Raw genomic sequence first — 18,850 nt, 5'->3', positions numbered from 1 at the left:
CACCTTTTGCGTACGCGCGCTAGGGTGCGGGGCATGAGCTCTGAAGCGGACCTGCGCGGCACGTGGCGGCTGCTCGCGAGCAGATACAACGAGATCGCCTGCGAGTTGGATCGTGAGATGCAACACGCTCACGGCCTGAGCATGAGTGATTTCGAGACGCTCGACCGACTGATGGACGCCACTTGCGAGCGACCTCGGATGCAGGACCTGGCGGCCGAGATGTACCTCAGCCCCAGCGCCCTGTCCCGGAGCGTGGCCCGGCTGGAGAAGGCGGGCCTGGTCGCGCGGTCGCTGTGCGAGGCGGACCGGCGAGGCGTGTTCGTCGACGTCACCGACGCCGGCCGCGAGGTGCACGCCGACGCCAAGAAGATTCAGGTGGGCGTGCTCACCGAAAGGCTTTCGGACGCAACCTGACCCGTCAGGTCAGTGAGGTGGGCGTCGCATAGTCGTCGGACGGGAATTCGCCGTCGACGACGGCTGTCACCACGGTGTTCTCGAGCGTGATCGCCCCTCCGTGATTGTCCAGGAATGCCGTGTCCGCGGCGTCGCGACCCGTCGCGATCCGCAGGAGTGCCGAACGCGGAGCCAATCGGGTCGCGTCGACCACACGCCATTCGTGATCGACGAACGCCTCGACGACAGCATGGAAGTCCATCGGATCGCACCCCGGCGCGTACACGGCCACCAGCCGCGCCGGAATGGTGACGGCCCGCAGAAGCGCCACCGTGAGGTGGGCGAAGTCACGGCACACGCCCGCCCCGGACAGCATCGTGTCGACGGCGCTGTCGGTGGATCTGCTCGAACCCGCCTGGTACAGCAATCGCGACCCCACCCACGACGTGATGTCCTGCAGTAGTTCCGGGTGTGGCTTGGACAGATTGAACTCGCCGCCGGTGAAACCGAAGAACTTGTCCGCCTCCGCATATCGGCTCGGGCGCAGATACTTCGACAGGTCGTAGTCGGTGACCGGAGGCGAATCGGCCTTACCTGCAACCGAAGCCGAGTACTCGACGTGCAGCGAGCCGGGTTCGCTGTCCAGGAGGTGGACGCGAGTGCCGTGCTCCGCCACCATCTCTCGTGCCTCCACACGATTCCCGTCGAGGGTGAACGTCAGCGATTCCGACAACTCCGAACCGGGGGTCCGGGCCACCGCGATCTTGAATTCGAGACTGGTGGCGTCGGTGACCTCGATGTCGAGAGTGGCGCTGACGTGACGTTTCATCAGCCCATCCTGGCATCCATCGTCCAGGGGTGCAGAACACCCCCGCCGAAGTCAGGCCTGCACGCGCGGCCGCAACCACGCGACGAGGTCGTCGAGTACCTCCTCGTTCTCCGGTTCGTTGAACACCTCGTGGAACAGGTTTTCGTAGATCTCCACCGTGAGATCCTCCGAACCGACGTACTCCGCGATCAGCTCCGTGCCGTGCACACTCGCGAGTCCGTCGTCCTGGCCGTGCTGGAGCAGCAGGGGAACCGTCAACGACGGCAGACGTTCCGGCAACCGTTCGGCGGCGAGGATCATTCCGCGCGCAATCCCGGCAGGCACCTTTCCGTGGTGGACGAGAGGATCCTCCTCGTAGGCCGATACGACCGCAGGATCGCGGGAGACCAGCTTCGCGTCGAGCGACTCGACGGGCACTCCGGGGAGGAAGCGACCCACCAGTTTGCCGATCTCGACCACGATGCGCGGCGTGCCGCTCGTCACGTCGACCGCAGGCCCGGACAGCATGAGTGCCTTCAGGTCCTGCTGGTGGTCGAGCGCATAGGTCAGCGCGATGGAACCGCCCATGCTGTGCCCGAGGAGGAAGCGGTCGGTGCCGGGCCAGTCCGTCGACGCGATGCCGAACAACTGGTGCAGGTCGTCGGTGAACTCGCTCCAGTCCTTCAGGTGGACCCGTTTGCCGCCCGACCGCCCGTGCCCGCGGTGGTCGGGCGCGTAGACAGCAAGGTCAAGCTCCCCGAGTCGTTCGATCACATGGTCGTAGCGCCGGGCATGCTCCCCGAAGCCGTGGCACAGAACCAGCACGCCGCGCGGGCGCCGCTCGGGGAGCCACACGTCGTAGACGATGGGAATTCCGCCGACGCCGGCGAAGGACGATTCTCGATGCTGCATGATGCCCCTTCGTGGTCCGAATTCGACGACTCAGATCATTGCACGGTGAGGTACCTCGGCACGGGACAAATTAGGGTATCGGTCCCTTCGACAACAGGTCGATGACGGCGCGCGACGTGCGCCGCCGCAGCCACCCCCGCGGTCCGTCCTCGCCGAGCGCGGCGCGGGCGGCGTTCAGGCCCGACACCCCGTGTACGCCGCCACCCGGGTGCGCGGAGGCGCTTCCCAGGTACAGGCCCTGGACCGGCGTTTCCGAACGGGACGTGCCCGGCCCCGGCCGGAAGATCAGCTGCTGATGGAGTTGCGCCGTCCCGCCGTTGACGGCGCCACCCACGAGATTCGCGTCGGCCGCTTCGAGATCCGACGGGCGCTGGACGACCCGTCCGACGACCCGCTCCGAGAAACCCGGTGCGTGCGCCTCGAGGACGTCGTCGACCCGCGCGGCCAGCAGATCGGCGGACGCGTCGTCGGTGACGTCGCGCGGTAGATGCGTGTACGCCCAGGCGCTTTCGGTACCTGCCGGTGACCTGGTGGGATCCGCGGTCGTCATCTGCCCGAACAACAGGAACGGGCTGGACGGAATGGTGCCGGTGGTCAGGTCGGCCATCCAGCGGACGAGTCCGTTGTCGTCGGCACCCAGGTGTACGGTGCCCGCTCCGCTCAGACTGGGGGAACGCCACGGAATCTTCTGCGACAAGGCGTAATTGACCTTCAGGACGGGCGTGTCCCACTCGAAGTGCTCGAGGTCGGCCCGCACGCGGGCGGGGACGGCGTGGTCGGGAAGCAGCGCCCCGTACAGTGCGGGCGCAGAGACGTCGGCGATCACCGCCCGACGTGCCGTGTAGCGGACACCCGACGCCGTCCGTACCCCCACGGCGCGACCCGACCGGACGTCGATCCCGGTCACGGCGTCGCCGTAGTGGAAGTGCGCACCCGCGTGCTCGGCCCGGCGCACCATCGCGGCCGACAATTCGCCCGCGCCGCCCACCGGAACGGGGTAACCGCCGTCCTGGGCGAGCATCGTCAGGATGTAACCCATGACGCCGCTGCCTGGTGCGTCCGGCGGGGTGTCGGCGTGCATGGCGTTACCCAGCAACAGAAGTCGTGCAGCCTCGCTGCGAAACAGTTCATGCGCCATCCGCCGTGCGGGCAGGAGGAGGAATCGGGCCAGCCGCAGCGACTCGGCGGTCCCCAGCTGTCGCAGCAGTCGGCCTGGACCACGCACGGGCGGGAACGGGCTGAACAGGGTGTTCAGCAGCGGTTCCTTGATGTCGTGCCACTGCTCGACGAGCGCCGTCCACGCGACGCCGTCACCGGGTTGGCGGCGTTCGAGGTCGGCGGCCGTATCCGCGGGGTTCGGGTGGATCACCGGCGCGTCCTCGTCGGCAGCCGAGCGGGCGTGCCCGAGCGCGCTGGGCGCGTGACTCCACCGCAGTCCGAGCGACTCGAGGTCGAGACCGCGGAGCGCCGGCGACACGGTGGACAGGGGATAGAATGCACTGAACAGGTCCGACGTGAAGCCGGGGACGAGTTCCGCCGACCTCACCGCACCGCCGGGCGTCGGCTGCGCCTCCACGACCGCGACGTCCCAGCCCGCATCTGCCAGGGTCGCGGACGCGACGAGTCCGTTGGGACCGGACCCGATGACCACTGCGTCGACGTTGTTCACTCGACCAGGCTGTCAGAAAAGGCGGCGCTCCGCTCAGATGGACGAGGGCGTGAACGTCACCGGCATGTGCTTGAGCCCGTTGATGAAGTTGGAGCGCAGGCGCTGTGCCGGTGCCGTCTGTTCCATGTCCGGCATGCGACGCAGAATCTCGCCCAGCATCACCTTCATCTCGGCGCGAGCGAGGTTGGCGCCGAGGCAGAAATGGTGACCGCCGCCGCCGAACGCAATGTGCTGGGAGTAGTGGCCCGTAGGGCGGTCGATGTCGAACGTGTAGGGGTCGTCGAACACCGCCTCGTCGCGGTTTCCCGACATGTGCCAGATGACCACGCGGTCGCCCTCGGAGATCTCGACGTCGTGCAGCACGGTGTCCGTGGTCGCGGTCCGGCGGAACTGCATGACCGGGGTGGCCCAGCGCAACCCCTCCTCGATCAGAGCGTCGAGCTTGGACGGATCCTCGAGCACCTTCCTGCGCTCCTCGGGATGCTCCATCAGCGCCAGCTGGGTGTGTGAGATGGCGTTGCGGGTGGTCTCGTTACCCGCGACCGCAAGGAGCATGAAGAACATGTTGAAATCCAGTTCGCCCAGCTTCTCGCCGTGTACATCGGCCTGGATGAGAGCTGTTGCGATGTCGTCGCGCGGGTGCTTCTTGCGGTCCTCGAACATCTCCAGGCTGTACGCGAACATCTGGGCCGCCGCCGCCCGTTCCTGCCCTTCCTCGAGATGGAATTCCGGATCGGACGAGCCGATCATCTGATTCGTCAGATCGAAGATCAGCTTGCGATCTTCCTGGGGCACCCCCAGGAAATCGGCGATCGCCTGAAGCGGGAGTTCGGACGCGACATCGACGACGAAGTCGCACTCGCCGCGCTCGATCACCGCGTCGACGATGGTCGTGGCCCGCCTCGCGAGAATCTCGTGCAACTGGCCGATGCGGCGGGGCGTGAAACCCTTGCTCACGATCTTCCGCAGCGCCGTGTGGTCGGGCGGGTCCATGTTCAGCATCATCAGCTGCTGGCCCGCCAGGTCGTCGGGGCTCAGGTCGTCGATGTAGGTGGCGCCCCGCCACGACGAGTACGTCTCGGCGTCCCGGTTCACCGTCACGATGTCGGCATGCCGGGTGACGCACCAGAACGGGTCGCCCCGCTCGTCGAGGTGCCGGTAGACCGGTGCCTCCCGCCGCAACACGGCGAACATCTCGTGGGGCACGCCCTTCGCGAAGGTGTCCGGGTTGTAGAGATCGACGTCGGCGAGCTGCACTGTCCCTCCTGAGGCCTCACGTACGAGAATACGTTCTAGTCCTGGAGGATGTGGAACAACGAAAAACGGCTCCGGAGAATTGAATCTCCGGAGCCGTTTCCAGTGGTAGCGGGGACAGGATTTGAACCTGCGACCTCTGGGTTATGAGCCCAGCGAGCTACCGAGCTGCTCCACCCCGCGTTGCATTGACAACACTACACCCTTCCCGGAGTGCTCTTGACCAACCCCGGGGAGGGCTAGGTCACATCAGCCGGAACTGGACCATTTCGATGGCGTTCTCGATCGCCTCGGAGACCTCCCGCAAGCGTTCGTCCGCGCCCGCCGCAGCGAGGATCTGCAGGCGGTCGGCGTCCCCCATCGGAATGTAAGTGGCGATCTCGTAGAGCCGCGTGCCGAGCGACCCGCGGAAAGCGCCGATGACGGGAACGTCGGGCGGGACATTGCCGGTCTCCGTCGCGAGACGGCGAAGGAGACCGTACAGGAATTCGAGTCTCTCGATGAGGGACGGGAATTCGTAGTCCGCCGTCTGGGTGCCGGTGTTCTCGTCCGGCCACACATCGACCTCGGCGATCGGATACGGGTTGTCGGGCAACCACTTCGACACCTTGATCCGTTCCTCGGTGCGGCAGAACAGCTCGTACCGCCCGTCGCCGATCGACGCGTGGGATTCGATCCTCGCGATGGTGCCGACATCGTGGCGGACATCGCCGCCGCCCACCTCGTTGCCACGGGCAATGAGAACGACCCCGAAACGGGGACCGTCCGGTGCGTCCAGGCAGTCGCGAACCAGTTCCTGGTAGCGGGGTTCGAAGACGTGGAGGGGAAGCTGCTGACCGGGCAGCATCGTCGAGCCCAGCGGGAACATGGGGAGCAGAGTCATCAGGGGATTCTCAATCGGGGTACGGGCGTCGCCGGCAGCGGGTCGACGCGATCGATCTCGTCCGTGAGGTGTTCTGACCATGTCAGGAGGCCGGCGATGTCGAGGCCGTGCGGCGCCTCCACCTCGTAATGCCGGATCCGGTCGTGGCCTTGGCGCAGCAGTGACCGCGCGCCGGTCTTGTTGCCCCGCATCAGATGGGTGAGACCCACCGCGAGCTGGGCGAGCCCCTGCCACAGTTCCCGCTCGTCCTCGGGGGCGATCTTCCACGTACCCTCGAGGACCTCGTGGGCGTGGAACGGCATGCCGTGGTCGAGTAGCCGCTGAGCCTCGGTGATCGCCTCGTCGGGTGGTAACCGCAGGTTGTCGGGGATGCGGGGTACACCCTCGGCGTCGTGGGGCAGGGGTCGGCCGAGTTCGTCGCGGGGGCGTGCGTTGAGGGGTTTCCCCGTCCCGTCCCTGTCCCGATCGGTCATGGGACAAGGGTAACGCTCAGTCGCGGGTCGGCGAAGGGTTGGCGAGGGCCGCCGACACGCGTTTCGACAGCTCGTCGCGAACCAACCGGACTGTCGCGGACCGCAGGTGAACACGGTTGTCCTGGTGATAGAGGTACCGGCCGTCCGCTTCCACGTCGATCCAGGTCAGTTCACCCAGAACGGGCTCGTCGAGCCCGCTGCGCGGACCCCGGATGCAGATGTATCCGATTCCGGTCCGTGGCCGGCCGACGATCCCTCGCAGAAGAGTGCCGTCGGAGGCGCGAGCATTCTGCAGGACGGAAGTACCGCTGCTTCGGTTCTCGAGGTCGTCGGGGTGCGCGGTCAGGGACGGGGTCCGTCCGGGCGCGCAGTCGGGCAGGCCTTTCAGGAGTTGAGTGGTCAGCCAGTCGACGCCCTCGGTGCCGGCGTCGATCCGGATGTCGCCGCGGCCCGGTTCTCCGCGCAGTTGTTCGGCGACGACGGCGACCCGGCCACGGATGCTGCCCCTCCGGCGAAGCCCCGAGTCGAGTTCGGGGGAGGGGGCGAGCACCGTGACGGACAGTTGCGGATCCCGGAGCGCCTGGATCGCGGCGAGCAGTTTCGGCTCGTCGAGCGCGGTTCGCCACTGCGCCAACTCGCGTTGCTGGACGGCGTACCGATCTGCCGTCGCAGCCGCGGACCGGTATTGCAGCGGGTACGGCATCCGGTCGAGATCGGTTGCCTCCCAAAGGAACATGAACTGGGCTGACGTCAGCCGCCAGTTCATGCGCCGATCACCGGGGGCGCGACGGGGTCGAGTTTGCCGATCAGTTCGTTGCCGTTGTCGACGGTGATGAGATAGCTCGGCGTCTGATGCTCCGTGTCGCCATCGCCGTTGCCGCCCGCTCGGCCGGGTGCACCCATCATCCCGGGTGCCATTCCCATTCCGGGACGACTCATGCTCGGTTTCACCGGGGTCGCCGCTGCAGCAGCGGCAGCCGCCCCTGCGCCGGCCGCGGCGCCACCGGACGGGATCGGGCCACCCGGAACCACACCACTCGAGCTGGACTCGGAGTCGCGCTTGTCGTTCTTCCGGCGCGCGCCCGACGCCGAACCCCCGAGGCCCGAACCTCCGGCACCGGACCCCGAACCTCCGCCGATTCCGCCGCCGTAACCCGCGGCACCCGCGCCGCTGCCCGACTGCGAACCGGCACCGGCCGCATTCTGCGCATTCGCTGCGGCAGTCTGCGCGGCCGATCCGGATCCCGCCCCGGCGCCCTGGTTGGCAGCAGATTCGGCATTCGCTGCGGACGTAGCCGCGGCATCATCCCCCGCGGAATTACCGTCCGCGGAGTTCTCGCTATCCGCCGACAAATCGGCCTCGCCCGACGCGGAGGAGGTATGGCTGTCGGTTGTGCCCCAAGGGTTCGAACCGTGGGGGAACGTTCCATGAGCAGTCAGGACACCGTCGGAGCCGGCACCATCTCCAGAAGGGGCGTAAGGCTCCGGGAGTTGCGGAACATTCGTGCCGACATCGCGGTAGTTCGGCACGTAGATCGCTTCCAGCCTCCGAACCGCCTCGAGTCGTGCGGCTTCCCTCGCAGTCTCGGACGATTCCGCCGCAAGCGGACTCAGCGGGAGTTGGGACAGGACGCCATCGGCACTAGCTGGCTGAGGCACAGACGCTTTCACGTCCGCAGCCGCGCTGCTCAAGATATCGAGCTTCACCGCGATTGCCGCGATACTCGATGTCAGCTGACCGCTGGTTTCAGCGAGTTTCTCGGTCGCTTGTGCCGCCGCGTCCGCCGCCGCACCCTCCCAACGTTCAGAAATCGTATTGCGGAGAATCGCAAACCCGAATGCTAGAGGGAGCGAGTTCGAGATGCCGTGGCAGGCCTGGGCGAGTTGACCGATGGCGTCGGGAACCATGGTCTGCACCATCGCGTACATTTCTTCGTGACCCATACCGTGGAAGCTCTCCATGGTGCGGATGTACGGGTCATCTGTTCCCGAGCCCGCAGCTAGCCTGTCCGCCGAGGTCTGGAGGCCTGTACGGCGTTGCTCGCCTGCGCCATTCGGACTCAGTGAGCCGAGGATCGCGGACACAGTATCGTTGGGCGGCATGGCTCAGCCCTCCTTACGAATGTAGCGCTCGAAGATGCGGGCGGTGTCTTCGAGGCCAGCGCACCATTCAGATTCGGGAGCGGGCTCTCCGGTGCCTTTGAATAGGCTGCGATCGACGATGAGCACCCCGTAGGTCGTCTCGATCGAGATTGCACACGCATCGGGTTCGTCGGCTTGGAACTTTAGTAGCGCCCGCCGACCGTTGATGTCGATTTGTGTGGCGTACGCCTTGGTCTTCTCTTGTTCTTCAGCGAAGCTGATGTTGCCCGAGAGGATATTCAGCCCATAGAGACGGCTGGGTGTGTCATAGCTGCATCCGAGGAATGTGTATTCGTCAGGTGTGAAGTCTGCATTCTCTTCGCTGCCTGGATCGTATCCAGCTTCGATCAGTGTGGCATCGGGAAGATCTAAACACGGGTCGAACGATACGTGCGGTCGGTCGGACTTGTCGACATGTCGGGGCAAGCGTGCCGGTGAAACCACGGCCGCAGACGTGCCAGGTTCTGGCTCATTCGTCGATTGAGTGCTGCAACCAGCGATGAGCAGAGTTATCGCGATAACACCGACGCGCGCCCATTTTGAGTTCATTTGTCGATCCCCGCCTGAACGGTGGCCAGAGCCTGTCCGACTGCACTGTCAGTTTCCGCGAAAGCTTGTTCACCAGCTGCGAACGCCTCCCGCATCGCTTCGATTGCATACCGAAACTGGTTAAGGCGCTCGATCATAGAACCTGATCCTCCGCCGCCATTGAATTTTGCTTCATACCCGGTTTGCAGTTCTTGCGCGGAGCCGAAGCCGCCGAACCCTGAGACATTCTTCAAGGCCCTTGCCTTCTTGAGTGCATCGTCAAGCTGCTCGAGCATCTCGTCGCACACGCCGACACACTTCTCGATTGCGTCATCTTCCAGACGCAGTGTTTTGCTCATTCCCATCCCCCCAGTACTCGACAGGACCCCCACGGCCGCGTGCGGAGATGCTACCGCACGGGCGTGTCACGCGGTCTAGTGTGCGGCGACACGATGTTCAGGCTGCGTGGAGGTATTCGATGAGGATGCGTTCCACTGGTGAGCTGATCTGAACCTCACGGAACGGCAACGGTTTCGGTAGTGGTGGTGAGGTTGATCGGTACCGGTGTCCGGTGGGGGTGTGGATCTCGATCTTGTGCAGTCCGCCGGGCACCTGGTGGGGCTTGGCGTTCCACCCTGCACCTTGTTTGGCATAGTTGCAGGCCGCGCACAGGCCGGCTCCGTTGTGTGCGGTGGTCGGGCCCTCGTACTCGCGGGGTTGGATGTGGTCGTGATGCCGGATCGGCGCATCGCACCACGGTGTCCGGCACGTTCGATCGCGGAGATCGATCATCCTCGCCAACCCGGCGGGGAAGCAGCGGGCTTGGGACTCGGTTGCGGTCAGGGCTCCCGAGTGCGGGTTCGCGTACAGGCGGCGCAGGGTCACCCGCGCCTCGTCCCCGGTTTCCGGATCGATCGCGGCCTCGACTGCCTCCTTGATCCAATGCCCCGCCAGTGCCGCGGGGACGGGCCCGTACCCCTGCATGTAGGCGGGTTCGGACCCCCGGTGGAGGAGCGCACGGTCGGAGATGACGAGGTTCACGGTGATCGGAGGTGCAGTCGCGGTGTGGGGCGCGCCGGTTACTCGGGAGACGAGGAGGTCGGCCATGATCTGCGACCGCGTGCGCTCGTCACCGGCGGCGAGGATCGAATCGGCGTCACGGGCAAGAGTCGCGTGCACCGCGACCCCCTGTGCCACCGGCAGTAAAGCGCTGACGTAAGCCATGGTGTCCGGTGCGGGACGGGAGGTGACCCGCCGATCCGATACCGCCTTGCGGGCCCGCCGCACCACGGCCTCGGCGTCGACTTCCGCAGCGGCCGCGCGAACTTTCGCGCACACCGCCTGATCGCCGAGCCCGTCCAATGTCGCCGGGTCGGCGCACAGCAGGTAATCGAGTGCGGTGCGATCTTCTCGGGTGAGGCATGCAGTTTCGCGGACGAGAATCGTTGCCCGCCACTCGCTCAGCAACCCTCGTTCGAGCAGCGCCAAGGTGCGGGGCATCTCGTGGACGAGAGCGGTGGCCATGCCGAGATGACGGCCACCTCGAAACGGTGAGTCCCTTCGTGCCAACGCCACCTGGTTGGCGATGCCTCGCCCTCGCTGTGCGGCCGGCACTTGGCGGTCTGCTCGTGCGGTGCGGATGGAGGCGTCGAGGTCTGCGGTCACCCGGGCTTGCACGCCCGCACAGGCGGCCTTCACCTCTTCGAGTGTGCGGAGTACGTCGATGCGCGTCGCATCGTCGATATCCCGGTCGAGTTTCGGTAACTCGGCCAGAAATGCGGTTACCGCTGCTGCATCCACCCCGACCCCCCGGCTGTCGTCGACTCCCCCGAATCGAACGTATGTTCTAGCCTAGCCGACCCGCGGGACCTTGGCAATGCCTAACCGGCACCCACCATGCGCATGGCGAGGTCGGCGTACAGGTCCGCGACGGCCTCCGGCTCGGTGTAGGCGCCGGCCGGGAACCAGCGGCAGATGTCGACGCACAGAGACATGAGGGCGAGGGTGACGCCTTCGCCGTCGGGCACCGTGAATTCGCCGGATGCGGCCCCGGCGTCGACGACGGCACGAACGATGTGGGTGATGTCGCGGCGCAGTTTGACCACGTCGCGATAGTGCTCGGGTGTGAGGGCGTTGAGTTCGTACTGCACGACGCGAGCCTGTGCGTGGTGCGTGGCCTGCCAGCTCGCGAACGCGCCGATCATCGCCTGCAGTCTCGTCGAGGGCGCCTCGTCGGGGAGGTCTGCACTCACGACAACGTCGAGCGCCGCGGTGTGGCCTTCGTAACTGATCGCGAAGAGCAGCTCTTCCTTGGATCGGTAGTGCGGGTACATCGCGGCGGGGCTCATGTCGAGGCGGGCGGCGATCTCACGGGTGGTGGTGCCCCCGTAACCGCTGGTCGCGAACGCGTCGACGGCTGCGGCTCGGATGCGGGCGGCAGCCTTGGAAGGGCTGATCACCTGGTTCGGTGATTCGCTCATGTCTTTCTCCATCCTCGGCTGCGCGGCTGTTGACAATACCGCGCTGCACCATCAGTATAAGCAAGCGCTTAGAAAATAAGCACACGCTTACAAGCGTGGACACACCACAGCTGGATTTCGAAAAAGGAGCGGTCATGCGACGCACCCTGTACGGCCCCGATCACGAGGCATTCCGCGAATCGGCCCGGGAGTTCGTGAACCGCAACCTCCTGCCGGTGGCCGACAAGCTCATCGAGCAGCGCTTCATCGACCGCGAGATCTGGCTCGAAGCCGGCCGCAACGGATTCCTCGGCCTCGAGGTCCCCGAGGCGTACGGCGGAAGCGAGGCCGGTGACTACCGGTTCAACGCGGTTCTCGCCGAGGAGCTTTCGCGGGCGAGCGCCGCCGTGTCGTCGAGCTTCGGTATTCACGCCGACGTCGTCGCGCCGTATCTCGTGCAGCTCACGACCGAGGAGCAGAAGCAGCGCTGGCTGCCCAGGTTCTGCACCGGTGAGCTGCTCACCGCGATCGGCATGACCGAGCCTTCCGGCGGTTCCGACCTCGCGTCGCTCAAGACCACCGCGGTCAAGGACGGCGACGACTGGATCATCAACGGTTCCAAGACGTTCATCACCAACGGCTACAACGCCGACCTGGTGATCGTCGCGGCGCGCACCAGCCCCGAGAAGAAGTCCAAGGGCATCACCCTGTTCGCCGTCGAGACGGGCATGGAGGGCTTCGAGCGCGGACGCAAGCTCGACAAGGTCGGCCAGCACGAGTCGGACACCGCCGAGCTGTTCTTCGAGAACGTGCGTGTCCCGTCGACGAACATCATCGGTGAGATCGACCGCGGATTCATCCACATGATGGAGATGCTGCCGCAGGAGCGGGTCGGCGCCGCCGTCTCGAACATCGCGCACGCCGCGCCGATCCTCGAGGAGACGATCCAGTACGCCAAGGACCGCAAGGCATTCGGCCAGCCCATCGGCTCGCTGCAGTGGAACAAGTTCCTCCTCGCGGACCTCGTCACCCGGGTCGAGGTCACCCAGGCCTACGTCGACAACTGCGTCGCCGCACACGCCGACGGTGAGCTCACGGCAGTGGACGCCGCCAAGGCCAAGTGGTGGACTGCTCAGGTGCAGAACGAGGTCCTCGACCACTGCGTGCAGCTGCACGGTGGCTACGGATTCATGACCGAGTACCGTGCCGCCCGTGCGTGGATGGATGCCCGTGTCACCAAGATCTGGGCCGGTTCCAACGAGATCATGAAGGAACTGATCGGCCGCGACCTCGGCCTCTGAACCCGTACCCCGTAGCCCGACGACAAAGGAGTCGCTTCGTATGTCCGTTCTCGACAAGTTCAGCTTGACCGATCGGGTGGTCGTCGTGACCGGTGCGTCGTCGGGCCTCGGGGTGGCGTTCGCGCAGGCCGCGGCGGAGGCCGGCGCCGACGTGGTGCTGGCAGCACGCCGCACCGACCGTCTCGAGAAGACCGCCGAGCTGGTGCGGGCCGCGGGACGGCAGGCGCTGTGCGTTGCGACGGACATCGCCGACCCGGCTCAGGCGCAGAATATGATCGACGCGGCCATGGAGAAGTTCGGCCGCGTGGACGTGCTCGTCAACAACGCCGGCGTCGGTACGGCTGTCCCCGCGACGCGGGAGACGCCGGAGCAGTTCCGGCAGGTCGTCGACATCAACCTGAACGGTTCCTACTGGGCGGCGCAGGCGGCGGGCAAGGTCATGAAGCCGGGCAGCGCGATCGTGAACATCGCGAGCGTGCTGGGTCTCACCACCGCGGGACTTCCGCAGGCCGCGTACGCCGCGAGCAAGGCCGGGGTCATCGGTCTCACCCGCGACCTGGCGCAGCAGTGGGGGGCCCGCAAGGGCATTCGAGTGAATGCGATCGCTCCCGGTTTCTTCGAGACGGAGATGACGGATCAGTACCAGGACGGGTACCTCGAATCGATGAAATCGCGGCTGGTTCTCGGTCGCCTCGGCGATCCGGAGGAGCTGGCCGCGACCGTGGTGTGGCTCGCGTCGGACGCCGCCGCGTACGTCACCGGTCAGACGATCGCGGTGGACGGCGGCATCACCATCACCTGAGCGTCGGGTTGGGCGGGGCTGCCGTGCTGGCGTATAAGTAGGAAATGACCACGCGCACCGTCCATGAAGAGTGGGACGACAAGCCCGCCCCGTCGATGGCGGCCACCGATCTGTTGCGGGAGCCTCCGGCGACCCCGCGTGGTGCACGTACACGCGCGGCGTTGGTGGCGGCCGCGCGGACGGTATTCGAGCGGTCCGGGTACCTCGATGCCAGGCTCACCGACATCACGAAGGAAGCCAACTGCTCGACGGGGTCGTTCTACACCTACTTCGACAACAAGGAACAGGTGTTCGCCGCCGTGCTCGAGGTCGCGCAGGAAGACATGATGCACCCGGGCATGAAACGGGTGCAGGACACCGACGATCCGTACGCCGTCCTGGAGGCGAGTAACCGCGCCTACCTGGAGGCCTATCGGCGTAACGCCAAGCTGATGGGGCTGCTCGAACAGGTCGCGCACATCGACCCGGCGTTCGCGGACCTGCGGCGTCAGCGGGCCGACGCGTTCATCGCGCGCAACGCGCGGGGCATCGCGGAACTGCAGGCGCGGGGCATCGCCGACAAAGAACTCGACCCGATGCTGGCGTCGCGGGCGCTGTCGGGGATGGTCAGCCGGTTGGCGTACAACGTGTTCGTGGCCAGCGTGAACGGGACCGACGGCACTCCCGTCGACTTCGACGACGTCGTGTTCACCACGACGCGCATCTGGGCAAATGGACTGAGGTTCCCCGAGCGGAGCTGAGCTCTCTCCGACGGCGTCAGCGCGTGGGACACCCAGATCGACGAAACTGAATCCGACACCGGGTTCAGGTGTTTTCTGTGAAAGACTGGGGCACGTCCGTGTCCCCTCGAGGAGGAATCTCGTGCAGGTTGCGCAGAAGGTCGCCATCGTCACCGGTGGCGGAGGTGGAATCGGCGGTGCACTCGCGGAGCGGCTCGCCGCAGAGGGCGCCCGGGTCGTCGTCACCGATCTCGATGCCACATCGGCCCAGGCGGTGTCGGACCGGATCAACGCGACACGTCCGGGGGCCTCGATCGCCCGCGGTGCCGACGCGTCCGAGGACGCACAGATCGCGTCGGTCATCGACGCCGCGGAGGAGGCGTTCGGCCCCGTCGACCTCTACTTCGCCAATGCGGGTGTCGCGGCCGGGGAGGGGCTCGAACCCGACGATGCGGTGTGGGACCTCGCCCTCGACGTGAATGTCCGTGCGCATATCCGCGCGGCACGCCGTCTGGTCCCTGGCTGGATCGAGCGCGGCGAGGGGTACTTCGTCAGCACGGCCTCCGCCGCCGGGCTGCTCACCCAGATCGGGTCCGCCCCCTACTCGGTGACCAAACATGCCGCAGTCGGATTCGCCGAATGGCTGTCCGTCACATACGGCGACAAGGGCGTCCGCGTCAGCTGCCTGTGCCCGATGGGCGTCAACACCAAGCTGCTCACCGACGACGCCGCCCTGTCGGCCACCGCCGCACGCGCCGTCACCACCGCGGGTTCGGTGCTCGAACCATCCGAGGTGGCCGAATGCGTCCTCGCCGCAATGGAAGCCGAACAGTTCCTGATCCTTCCGCACCCCGAAGTGCTGGAGATGTACCGGCACAAGGGCGCCGACTACGACCGATGGATCCGGGGAATGCGCCGCTACCAGGCCTCGCTCCTCGCCCAGTCGTCCTGACCCGACCGCACGAGGAGTCCGCATGTCGCTGTTCGAGTTATCCGATCGCGCCCGGCAATACCAGATCGATCTGCTGGAGTTCATGGATTCGCATGTGTATCCGGCGGAGGCGGTGTATGAGGAGCAGATGCGGGAGTCTGGGGATCCGCATTTCCAGCCGCCGGTGTTGGAGGAGTTGAAGGTTGAGGCGCGGCGTCGGGGGTTGTGGAATCTGTTTCATCCGCATCCGGGGACGGGTGCGGGGTTGACGAATCTCGAGTATGCGCCGTTGGCGGAGATCATGGGGCGCAGTCATATCGCGTCGGAGGCGTGTAATTGTAATGCGCCGGATACGGGCAATATGGAGGTGCTCGAGTTGTTCGGTACGGCCGAGCACAAGGAGAAGTATCTGACGCCGTTGCTGGAGGGGACGATGGCGTCGGCGTTCGCGATGACAGAGCCGGCGGTGGCGAGTTCGGATGCGACGAATGTGGAGTTGTCGATGGTCCGGGACGGTGACGAGTATGTGCTGAACGGGCGGAAGTGGTTCGCGTCGAATGCGTTGCATCGGAATTGCCGGGTGTTGATCGTGATGGGGAAGACGGATCCGTCGGCGGCGCCGCATCGGCAGCAGTCGATGATGGTGGTGCCGATCGATGCGCCGGGGGTGACGGTGATGCGGGGGTTGCCGGTGTTCGGGTATCAGGATCGTGAGGGGCATGCGGAGATCGACTTCGCGGATGTTCGGGTGCCGGTCAAGGATGTGTTGAAGGGCGAGGGGGAGGGTTTCGCGATTTCGCAGGCGCGGTTGGGTCCGGGTCGGATTCACCATTGCATGCGGGCGATCGGGATGGCGGAGCGGGCGTTGGAGTTGATGTGTCGTCGGGCGTCGTCGCGGGTGACGTTCGGGAAGCCGGTCAGTGAGAATGCGAATATTCAGGATTGGATTGCGGAGGCGCGGATCGAGATCGAGATGATCCGGTTGTTGACGCTGAAGGCGGCGTATCTGATGGATACGGTGGGGAACAAGGAGGCGCGGACGGAGATCGCGGCGATCAAGGTGGCGGCTCCGAATATTGCGTTGAAGATTGTGGATCGGGCGATTCAGGTGCACGGTGGGGCCGGTGTCACCGACGACTTCCCCCTTGCCATGATGTACGCCCATCTGAGGACATTGCGTCTCGCGGACGGACCGGACGAGGTCCACAAGATGTCCATCGCGAGAAGAGAACTCCGCAAATACCGTACGAAGACCGAGAACAACCAGCATGGAGGAAACAAGTGAGCCAGGAACGTAGAACCGCCATCGTCACCGGATCGGCCCGGGGAATCGGCGCTGCCGTCGCGAAGCGGCTGGCCGACGACGGCTACGCGGTCGCCGTCCTCGACCTCGACGAGTCCGCGTGTGCCGGCACCGTCGACGCGATCACGTCCGCCGGCGGCGAAGCGCTGGGCGTGGGCGCGAACGTCGCCGACGAGGCCTCGGTCGCCGCGGCGGTCGAGCGGGTGGCGGCCGAACTCGGTGCCCCGACGATCCTGATCAACAACGCCGGGATCACCCGCGACAACCTGTTGTTCAAGATGACCGTCGACGACTGGGACGCGGTCATGAACGTGCACCTGCGCGGTGCGTTCCTGATGTCGCGGGCCGTGCAGAAGTACATGGTGGACGCCAAGTTCGGGCGCATCGTGAACCTGTCGAGCACCTCTGCGCTCGGTAACCGCGGGCAGGTCAACTACTCCGCCGCCAAGGCGGGCATGCAGGGCTTCACCAAGACGCTGGCATTCGAGCTCGGCAAGTTCGGTGTCACCGCGAACGCGATCGCGCCCGGTTTCATCGAGACCGAGATGACCGCCGCCACCGCCGAGCGGGTGGGTGTGGGCTTCGAGGATTTCAAGAAGGCGGCGGCGTCGCAGATCCCGGTGAACCGCGTCGGGCAGCCCGAGGACATCGCGCACACCGCGTCGTTCTTCGTCAGCGAGGGCGCCGGATTCGTCTCGGGGCAGGTCGTCTACGTCGCCGGTGGACCGAAGGACTGATCGATGAAGGCGTGGCGTGTACACGAATTGGGGCAGCCGAGGGACGTTCTGACGTTCGAGGACGTTCCCGACCTCGAACCGAAGCCCGGGGAGTTGCTGGTCAAGGTGCTTTCGGCCGCCGCCAACTTCCCGGATGTCCTGTTGTGCCGCGGCGAGTACCAGATCAAGCCGCCGCTTCCGTTCACTCCCGGTGTGGAGCTGTGCGGCGAGGTGGTGGGGCTGGGCGAGGGTGTCACCGAGTTCTCCGTCGGTGACCGGGTGATCGGCATGCCGAGTCTTCCGAACGGCGGGTTCGCCGAGCTGGCCGTCATGTCCTCGGCCACAGCGTTCCCCGCTCCGGAGGCCCTCGACGACGCCGAGGCGTCGGCACTGTCGATCGGATACCAGACGGGATGGTTTGCGCTGCACCGCAGGACGCAGATCCAGCCCGGTGAAACTCTGCTCGTGCATGCTGCGGCAGGTGGTGTGGGCAGCGCGGCCGTGCAACTGGGTAAGGCGGCGGGTGCGAAGGTGATCGGCGTCGTCGGCGGTCCCGAGAAGGCGGCCTACACGCGGGAACTCGGTGCCGACCTCGTGATCGACCGGCACAGCGAGGACTTCGTGCAGGCCGTGAAGGACTTCACGGACGGCCGCGGTGCCGACGTCGTGTTCGATCCGGTGGGTGGCGACTCCTACACGAAGTCGACCAAGTGCATCGCGTTCGAGGGTCGCATCATCGTGATCGGGTTCGCGAGCGGCACCATCCCGTCGCCCGGGCTGAACCACGCGCTGATCAAGAACTACTCGATCATCGGGCTCCACTGGGGGTTGTACAACGCCTACAACCCCGCTGCGATCCGGGAGTGTCACGAAGAGCTGACGAGGATGGCCGCGGCCGGCGAGATCAAGCCGATGATCAGCGAGCGGCTCGGGCTCACCGACGTCGCGGACGGCATCGCACGGCTCGGTGAGGGGACGACAGTCGGACGGCTAGCTTTCCTGCCCGGACGCTAGCGGTTGCGCTTCGCGTACAGCTCCTCGAGGTTGTGCCGCAAGGTCACCTCGGTGTTCTTCACGGCCGTTTCGACGAACGGTTCGACGATGAGACCGAGTGCCTTGCCGGCGAGACCGCCGGGGAGCTTGTACGCGAAGTCCACGCTGATCTCGGTCTTGTCCTCACCGTGAGCGGTGAACTCCCAGCTCGAGGAGTTCGCGGCGCCGTCGAGCGACGCCAGGGTGATGACCCGGTCCTGCTCCCACTCGGTGACCTCGAGCCGCGACCGCAGGGTGCTGGGGCCGATGTGGATCGCGGCGTCGAAGGTCGACTCCATCCCCTGGTCGAATTCCCCGATCGGACGGAACTCCGAGACCCCGAACATCCAGTCGGGGACCGTCCGGTAATCGTCGATGTACGCGAACGCCACGTGGATGGGGACGGCTGCGATCGCGGAGTGACGGACGTGGATCATCAGGTGGTCCCTGGCTCTCTGTCGGAGAAGGCTGTCGATCTGGGCGACCTCGTTCGACTCTAGTCAACTCCCGCGACCACAGCAGGGG

Annotated in this window: 21 protein-coding genes and 1 tRNA gene; 8 read left to right on the top strand and 14 right to left on the bottom strand. The window is 66.0% G+C overall.

What is annotated here, in order from left to right; all coding sequences use genetic code 11:
- Window positions 1–33 precede the first annotated feature (33 nt).
- The gene (locus tag FND50_RS29990) at window positions 34–414 is read left to right on the top strand and encodes a MarR family winged helix-turn-helix transcriptional regulator (RefSeq protein WP_005264071.1); all 381 of its coding nucleotides are present in this window, start codon (window positions 34–36) and stop codon (window positions 412–414) included.
- Between the two features lie 4 nt (window positions 415–418).
- Here FND50_RS29990 and FND50_RS29985 read toward each other — a convergent pair whose 3' ends face one another.
- The 13 genes from FND50_RS29985 to FND50_RS29925 form a co-directional block, all read right to left on the bottom strand.
- Entirely contained in the window at window positions 419–1,222 is an 804-nt protein-coding gene (locus FND50_RS29985) for a transglutaminase family protein (protein ID WP_144288101.1), read from the bottom strand.
- Between the two features lie 51 nt (window positions 1,223–1,273).
- Window positions 1,274–2,113, bottom strand: coding sequence for an alpha/beta hydrolase (locus FND50_RS29980; RefSeq protein WP_144288100.1), 840 nt, complete (start codon window positions 2,111–2,113; stop codon window positions 1,274–1,276).
- Window positions 2,114–2,183: 70 nt separating this feature from the next.
- Window positions 2,184–3,782: an NAD(P)/FAD-dependent oxidoreductase gene (locus FND50_RS29975; protein ID WP_144288099.1), complete on the bottom strand. Its 1,599-nt coding sequence runs from the start codon at window positions 3,780–3,782 to the stop codon at window positions 2,184–2,186.
- A gap of 33 nt (window positions 3,783–3,815) precedes the next feature.
- Entirely contained in the window at window positions 3,816–5,039 is a 1,224-nt protein-coding gene (locus FND50_RS29970) for a cytochrome P450 (protein ID WP_005569476.1), read from the bottom strand.
- A gap of 103 nt (window positions 5,040–5,142) precedes the next feature.
- Window positions 5,143–5,219, bottom strand: a tRNA-Met gene (locus tag FND50_RS29965).
- Window positions 5,220–5,280: 61 nt separating this feature from the next.
- On the bottom strand, window positions 5,281–5,919 hold the full coding sequence (locus FND50_RS29960) for an LON peptidase substrate-binding domain-containing protein (protein WP_005569482.1): 639 nt from the start codon (window positions 5,917–5,919) through the stop codon (window positions 5,281–5,283).
- The gene (locus tag FND50_RS29955) at window positions 5,919–6,392 is read right to left on the bottom strand and encodes a DUF309 domain-containing protein (RefSeq protein ID WP_144288098.1); all 474 of its coding nucleotides are present in this window, start codon (window positions 6,390–6,392) and stop codon (window positions 5,919–5,921) included. The genes FND50_RS29960 and FND50_RS29955 overlap by 1 nt, the downstream gene beginning before the upstream one ends.
- Before the next feature lie 16 nt (window positions 6,393–6,408).
- On the bottom strand, window positions 6,409–7,158 hold the full coding sequence (locus FND50_RS29950; protein WP_144288097.1) for an ESX secretion-associated protein EspG: 750 nt from the start codon (window positions 7,156–7,158) through the stop codon (window positions 6,409–6,411).
- Window positions 7,155–8,495 (bottom strand): hypothetical protein, encoded by a 1,341-nt coding sequence (locus FND50_RS29945; RefSeq protein WP_144288096.1) that lies wholly within the window; start codon window positions 8,493–8,495, stop codon window positions 7,155–7,157. Before FND50_RS29945 ends, FND50_RS29950 begins: the two co-directional genes overlap by 4 nt.
- A 3-nt stretch (window positions 8,496–8,498) precedes the next feature.
- On the bottom strand, window positions 8,499–9,083 hold the full coding sequence (locus tag FND50_RS29940) for a DUF3558 domain-containing protein (RefSeq protein WP_144288095.1): 585 nt from the start codon (window positions 9,081–9,083) through the stop codon (window positions 8,499–8,501).
- Entirely contained in the window at window positions 9,080–9,421 is a 342-nt protein-coding gene (locus FND50_RS29935) for a hypothetical protein (RefSeq protein WP_313905293.1), read from the bottom strand. The genes FND50_RS29940 and FND50_RS29935 overlap by 4 nt, the downstream gene beginning before the upstream one ends.
- Window positions 9,422–9,518: 97 nt before the next feature.
- Window positions 9,519–10,862: an HNH endonuclease signature motif containing protein gene (locus FND50_RS29930; RefSeq protein ID WP_144288093.1), complete on the bottom strand. Its 1,344-nt coding sequence runs from the start codon at window positions 10,860–10,862 to the stop codon at window positions 9,519–9,521.
- An 80-nt stretch (window positions 10,863–10,942) separates the two neighbouring features.
- Window positions 10,943–11,542, bottom strand: a complete 600-nt coding sequence (locus tag FND50_RS29925; protein ID WP_186301173.1) for a TetR/AcrR family transcriptional regulator — start codon at window positions 11,540–11,542, stop codon at window positions 10,943–10,945.
- A 134-nt stretch (window positions 11,543–11,676) separates the two neighbouring features.
- On the opposite strand from FND50_RS29925, the gene FND50_RS29920 reads away from it, so the two are divergent.
- From FND50_RS29920 to FND50_RS29890, 7 genes are all read left to right on the top strand, one after another.
- Window positions 11,677–12,822 carry an acyl-CoA dehydrogenase family protein gene (locus FND50_RS29920; RefSeq protein WP_005264084.1) on the top strand — a complete coding sequence of 382 codons (1,146 nt, stop codon included), beginning with the start codon at window positions 11,677–11,679 and terminating at the stop codon, window positions 12,820–12,822.
- A 40-nt stretch (window positions 12,823–12,862) separates the two neighbouring features.
- A complete protein-coding gene (locus FND50_RS29915; protein ID WP_005251443.1) occupies window positions 12,863–13,624 on the top strand; it encodes an SDR family NAD(P)-dependent oxidoreductase in 762 nt (253 codons plus the stop codon).
- A 44-nt stretch (window positions 13,625–13,668) separates the two neighbouring features.
- Entirely contained in the window at window positions 13,669–14,364 is a 696-nt protein-coding gene (locus FND50_RS29910; RefSeq protein WP_005264085.1) for a TetR/AcrR family transcriptional regulator, read from the top strand.
- 121 nt (window positions 14,365–14,485) lie between these two features.
- On the top strand, window positions 14,486–15,295 hold the full coding sequence (locus FND50_RS29905) for an SDR family oxidoreductase (protein ID WP_144288091.1): 810 nt from the start codon (window positions 14,486–14,488) through the stop codon (window positions 15,293–15,295).
- Window positions 15,296–15,317: 22 nt separating this feature from the next.
- Window positions 15,318–16,559: an acyl-CoA dehydrogenase family protein gene (locus FND50_RS29900; RefSeq protein ID WP_144288090.1), complete on the top strand. Its 1,242-nt coding sequence runs from the start codon at window positions 15,318–15,320 to the stop codon at window positions 16,557–16,559.
- A complete protein-coding gene (gene fabG / locus FND50_RS29895) occupies window positions 16,556–17,314 on the top strand; it encodes a 3-oxoacyl-ACP reductase FabG (protein ID WP_144288089.1) in 759 nt (252 codons plus the stop codon). The genes FND50_RS29900 and fabG overlap by 4 nt, the downstream gene beginning before the upstream one ends.
- A gap of 3 nt (window positions 17,315–17,317) precedes the next feature.
- Window positions 17,318–18,307: an NADPH:quinone oxidoreductase family protein gene (locus FND50_RS29890; RefSeq protein WP_144288088.1), complete on the top strand. Its 990-nt coding sequence runs from the start codon at window positions 17,318–17,320 to the stop codon at window positions 18,305–18,307.
- On the opposite strand, the gene FND50_RS29885 is transcribed toward FND50_RS29890, so the two are convergent.
- Window positions 18,304–18,762, bottom strand: coding sequence for an SRPBCC family protein (locus FND50_RS29885; protein WP_144288087.1), 459 nt, complete (start codon window positions 18,760–18,762; stop codon window positions 18,304–18,306). The two genes, FND50_RS29890 and FND50_RS29885, sit on opposite strands and share 4 nt — an antisense overlap.
- Window positions 18,763–18,850: the final 88 nt, after the last annotated feature.

It is taken from the genome of Rhodococcus sp. WB9 (assembly GCF_007558985.1).
Classification (GTDB): domain Bacteria; phylum Actinomycetota; class Actinomycetes; order Mycobacteriales; family Mycobacteriaceae; genus Rhodococcus_F; species Rhodococcus_F opacus.
Note: the sequence above shows the minus strand (reverse complement) of the source record. Positions and strands in the feature narration are given on the sequence as shown.

Bases quoted from the DNA above. Each gene is read 5' to 3' on its own strand.
- FND50_RS29990 (WP_005264071.1), top strand. From the start codon at position 34: ATGAGCTCTGAAGCGGACCTGCGCGGCACGTGGCGGCTGCTCGCGAGC.
- FND50_RS29985 (WP_144288101.1), bottom strand. From the start codon at position 1,222: ATGAAACGTCACGTCAGCGCCACTCTCGACATCGAGGTCACCGACGCC.
- FND50_RS29980 (WP_144288100.1), bottom strand. From the start codon at position 2,113: ATGCAGCATCGAGAATCGTCCTTCGCCGGCGTCGGCGGAATTCCCATC.
- FND50_RS29960 (WP_005569482.1), bottom strand. From the start codon at position 5,919: ATGACTCTGCTCCCCATGTTCCCGCTGGGCTCGACGATGCTGCCCGGT.
- FND50_RS29955 (WP_144288098.1), bottom strand. From the start codon at position 6,392: ATGACCGATCGGGACAGGGACGGGACGGGGAAACCCCTCAACGCACGC.
- FND50_RS29950 (WP_144288097.1), bottom strand. From the start codon at position 7,158: ATGAACTGGCGGCTGACGTCAGCCCAGTTCATGTTCCTTTGGGAGGCA.
- FND50_RS29945 (WP_144288096.1), bottom strand. From the start codon at position 8,495: ATGCCGCCCAACGATACTGTGTCCGCGATCCTCGGCTCACTGAGTCCG.
- FND50_RS29940 (WP_144288095.1), bottom strand. From the start codon at position 9,083: ATGAACTCAAAATGGGCGCGCGTCGGTGTTATCGCGATAACTCTGCTC.
- FND50_RS29935 (WP_313905293.1), bottom strand. From the start codon at position 9,421: ATGAGCAAAACACTGCGTCTGGAAGATGACGCAATCGAGAAGTGTGTC.
- FND50_RS29925 (WP_186301173.1), bottom strand. From the start codon at position 11,542: ATGAGCGAATCACCGAACCAGGTGATCAGCCCTTCCAAGGCTGCCGCC.
- FND50_RS29920 (WP_005264084.1), top strand. From the start codon at position 11,677: ATGCGACGCACCCTGTACGGCCCCGATCACGAGGCATTCCGCGAATCG.
- FND50_RS29915 (WP_005251443.1), top strand. From the start codon at position 12,863: ATGTCCGTTCTCGACAAGTTCAGCTTGACCGATCGGGTGGTCGTCGTG.
- FND50_RS29910 (WP_005264085.1), top strand. From the start codon at position 13,669: ATGACCACGCGCACCGTCCATGAAGAGTGGGACGACAAGCCCGCCCCG.
- FND50_RS29900 (WP_144288090.1), top strand. From the start codon at position 15,318: ATGTCGCTGTTCGAGTTATCCGATCGCGCCCGGCAATACCAGATCGAT.
- FND50_RS29890 (WP_144288088.1), top strand. From the start codon at position 17,318: ATGAAGGCGTGGCGTGTACACGAATTGGGGCAGCCGAGGGACGTTCTG.
- FND50_RS29885 (WP_144288087.1), bottom strand. From the start codon at position 18,762: ATGATCCACGTCCGTCACTCCGCGATCGCAGCCGTCCCCATCCACGTG.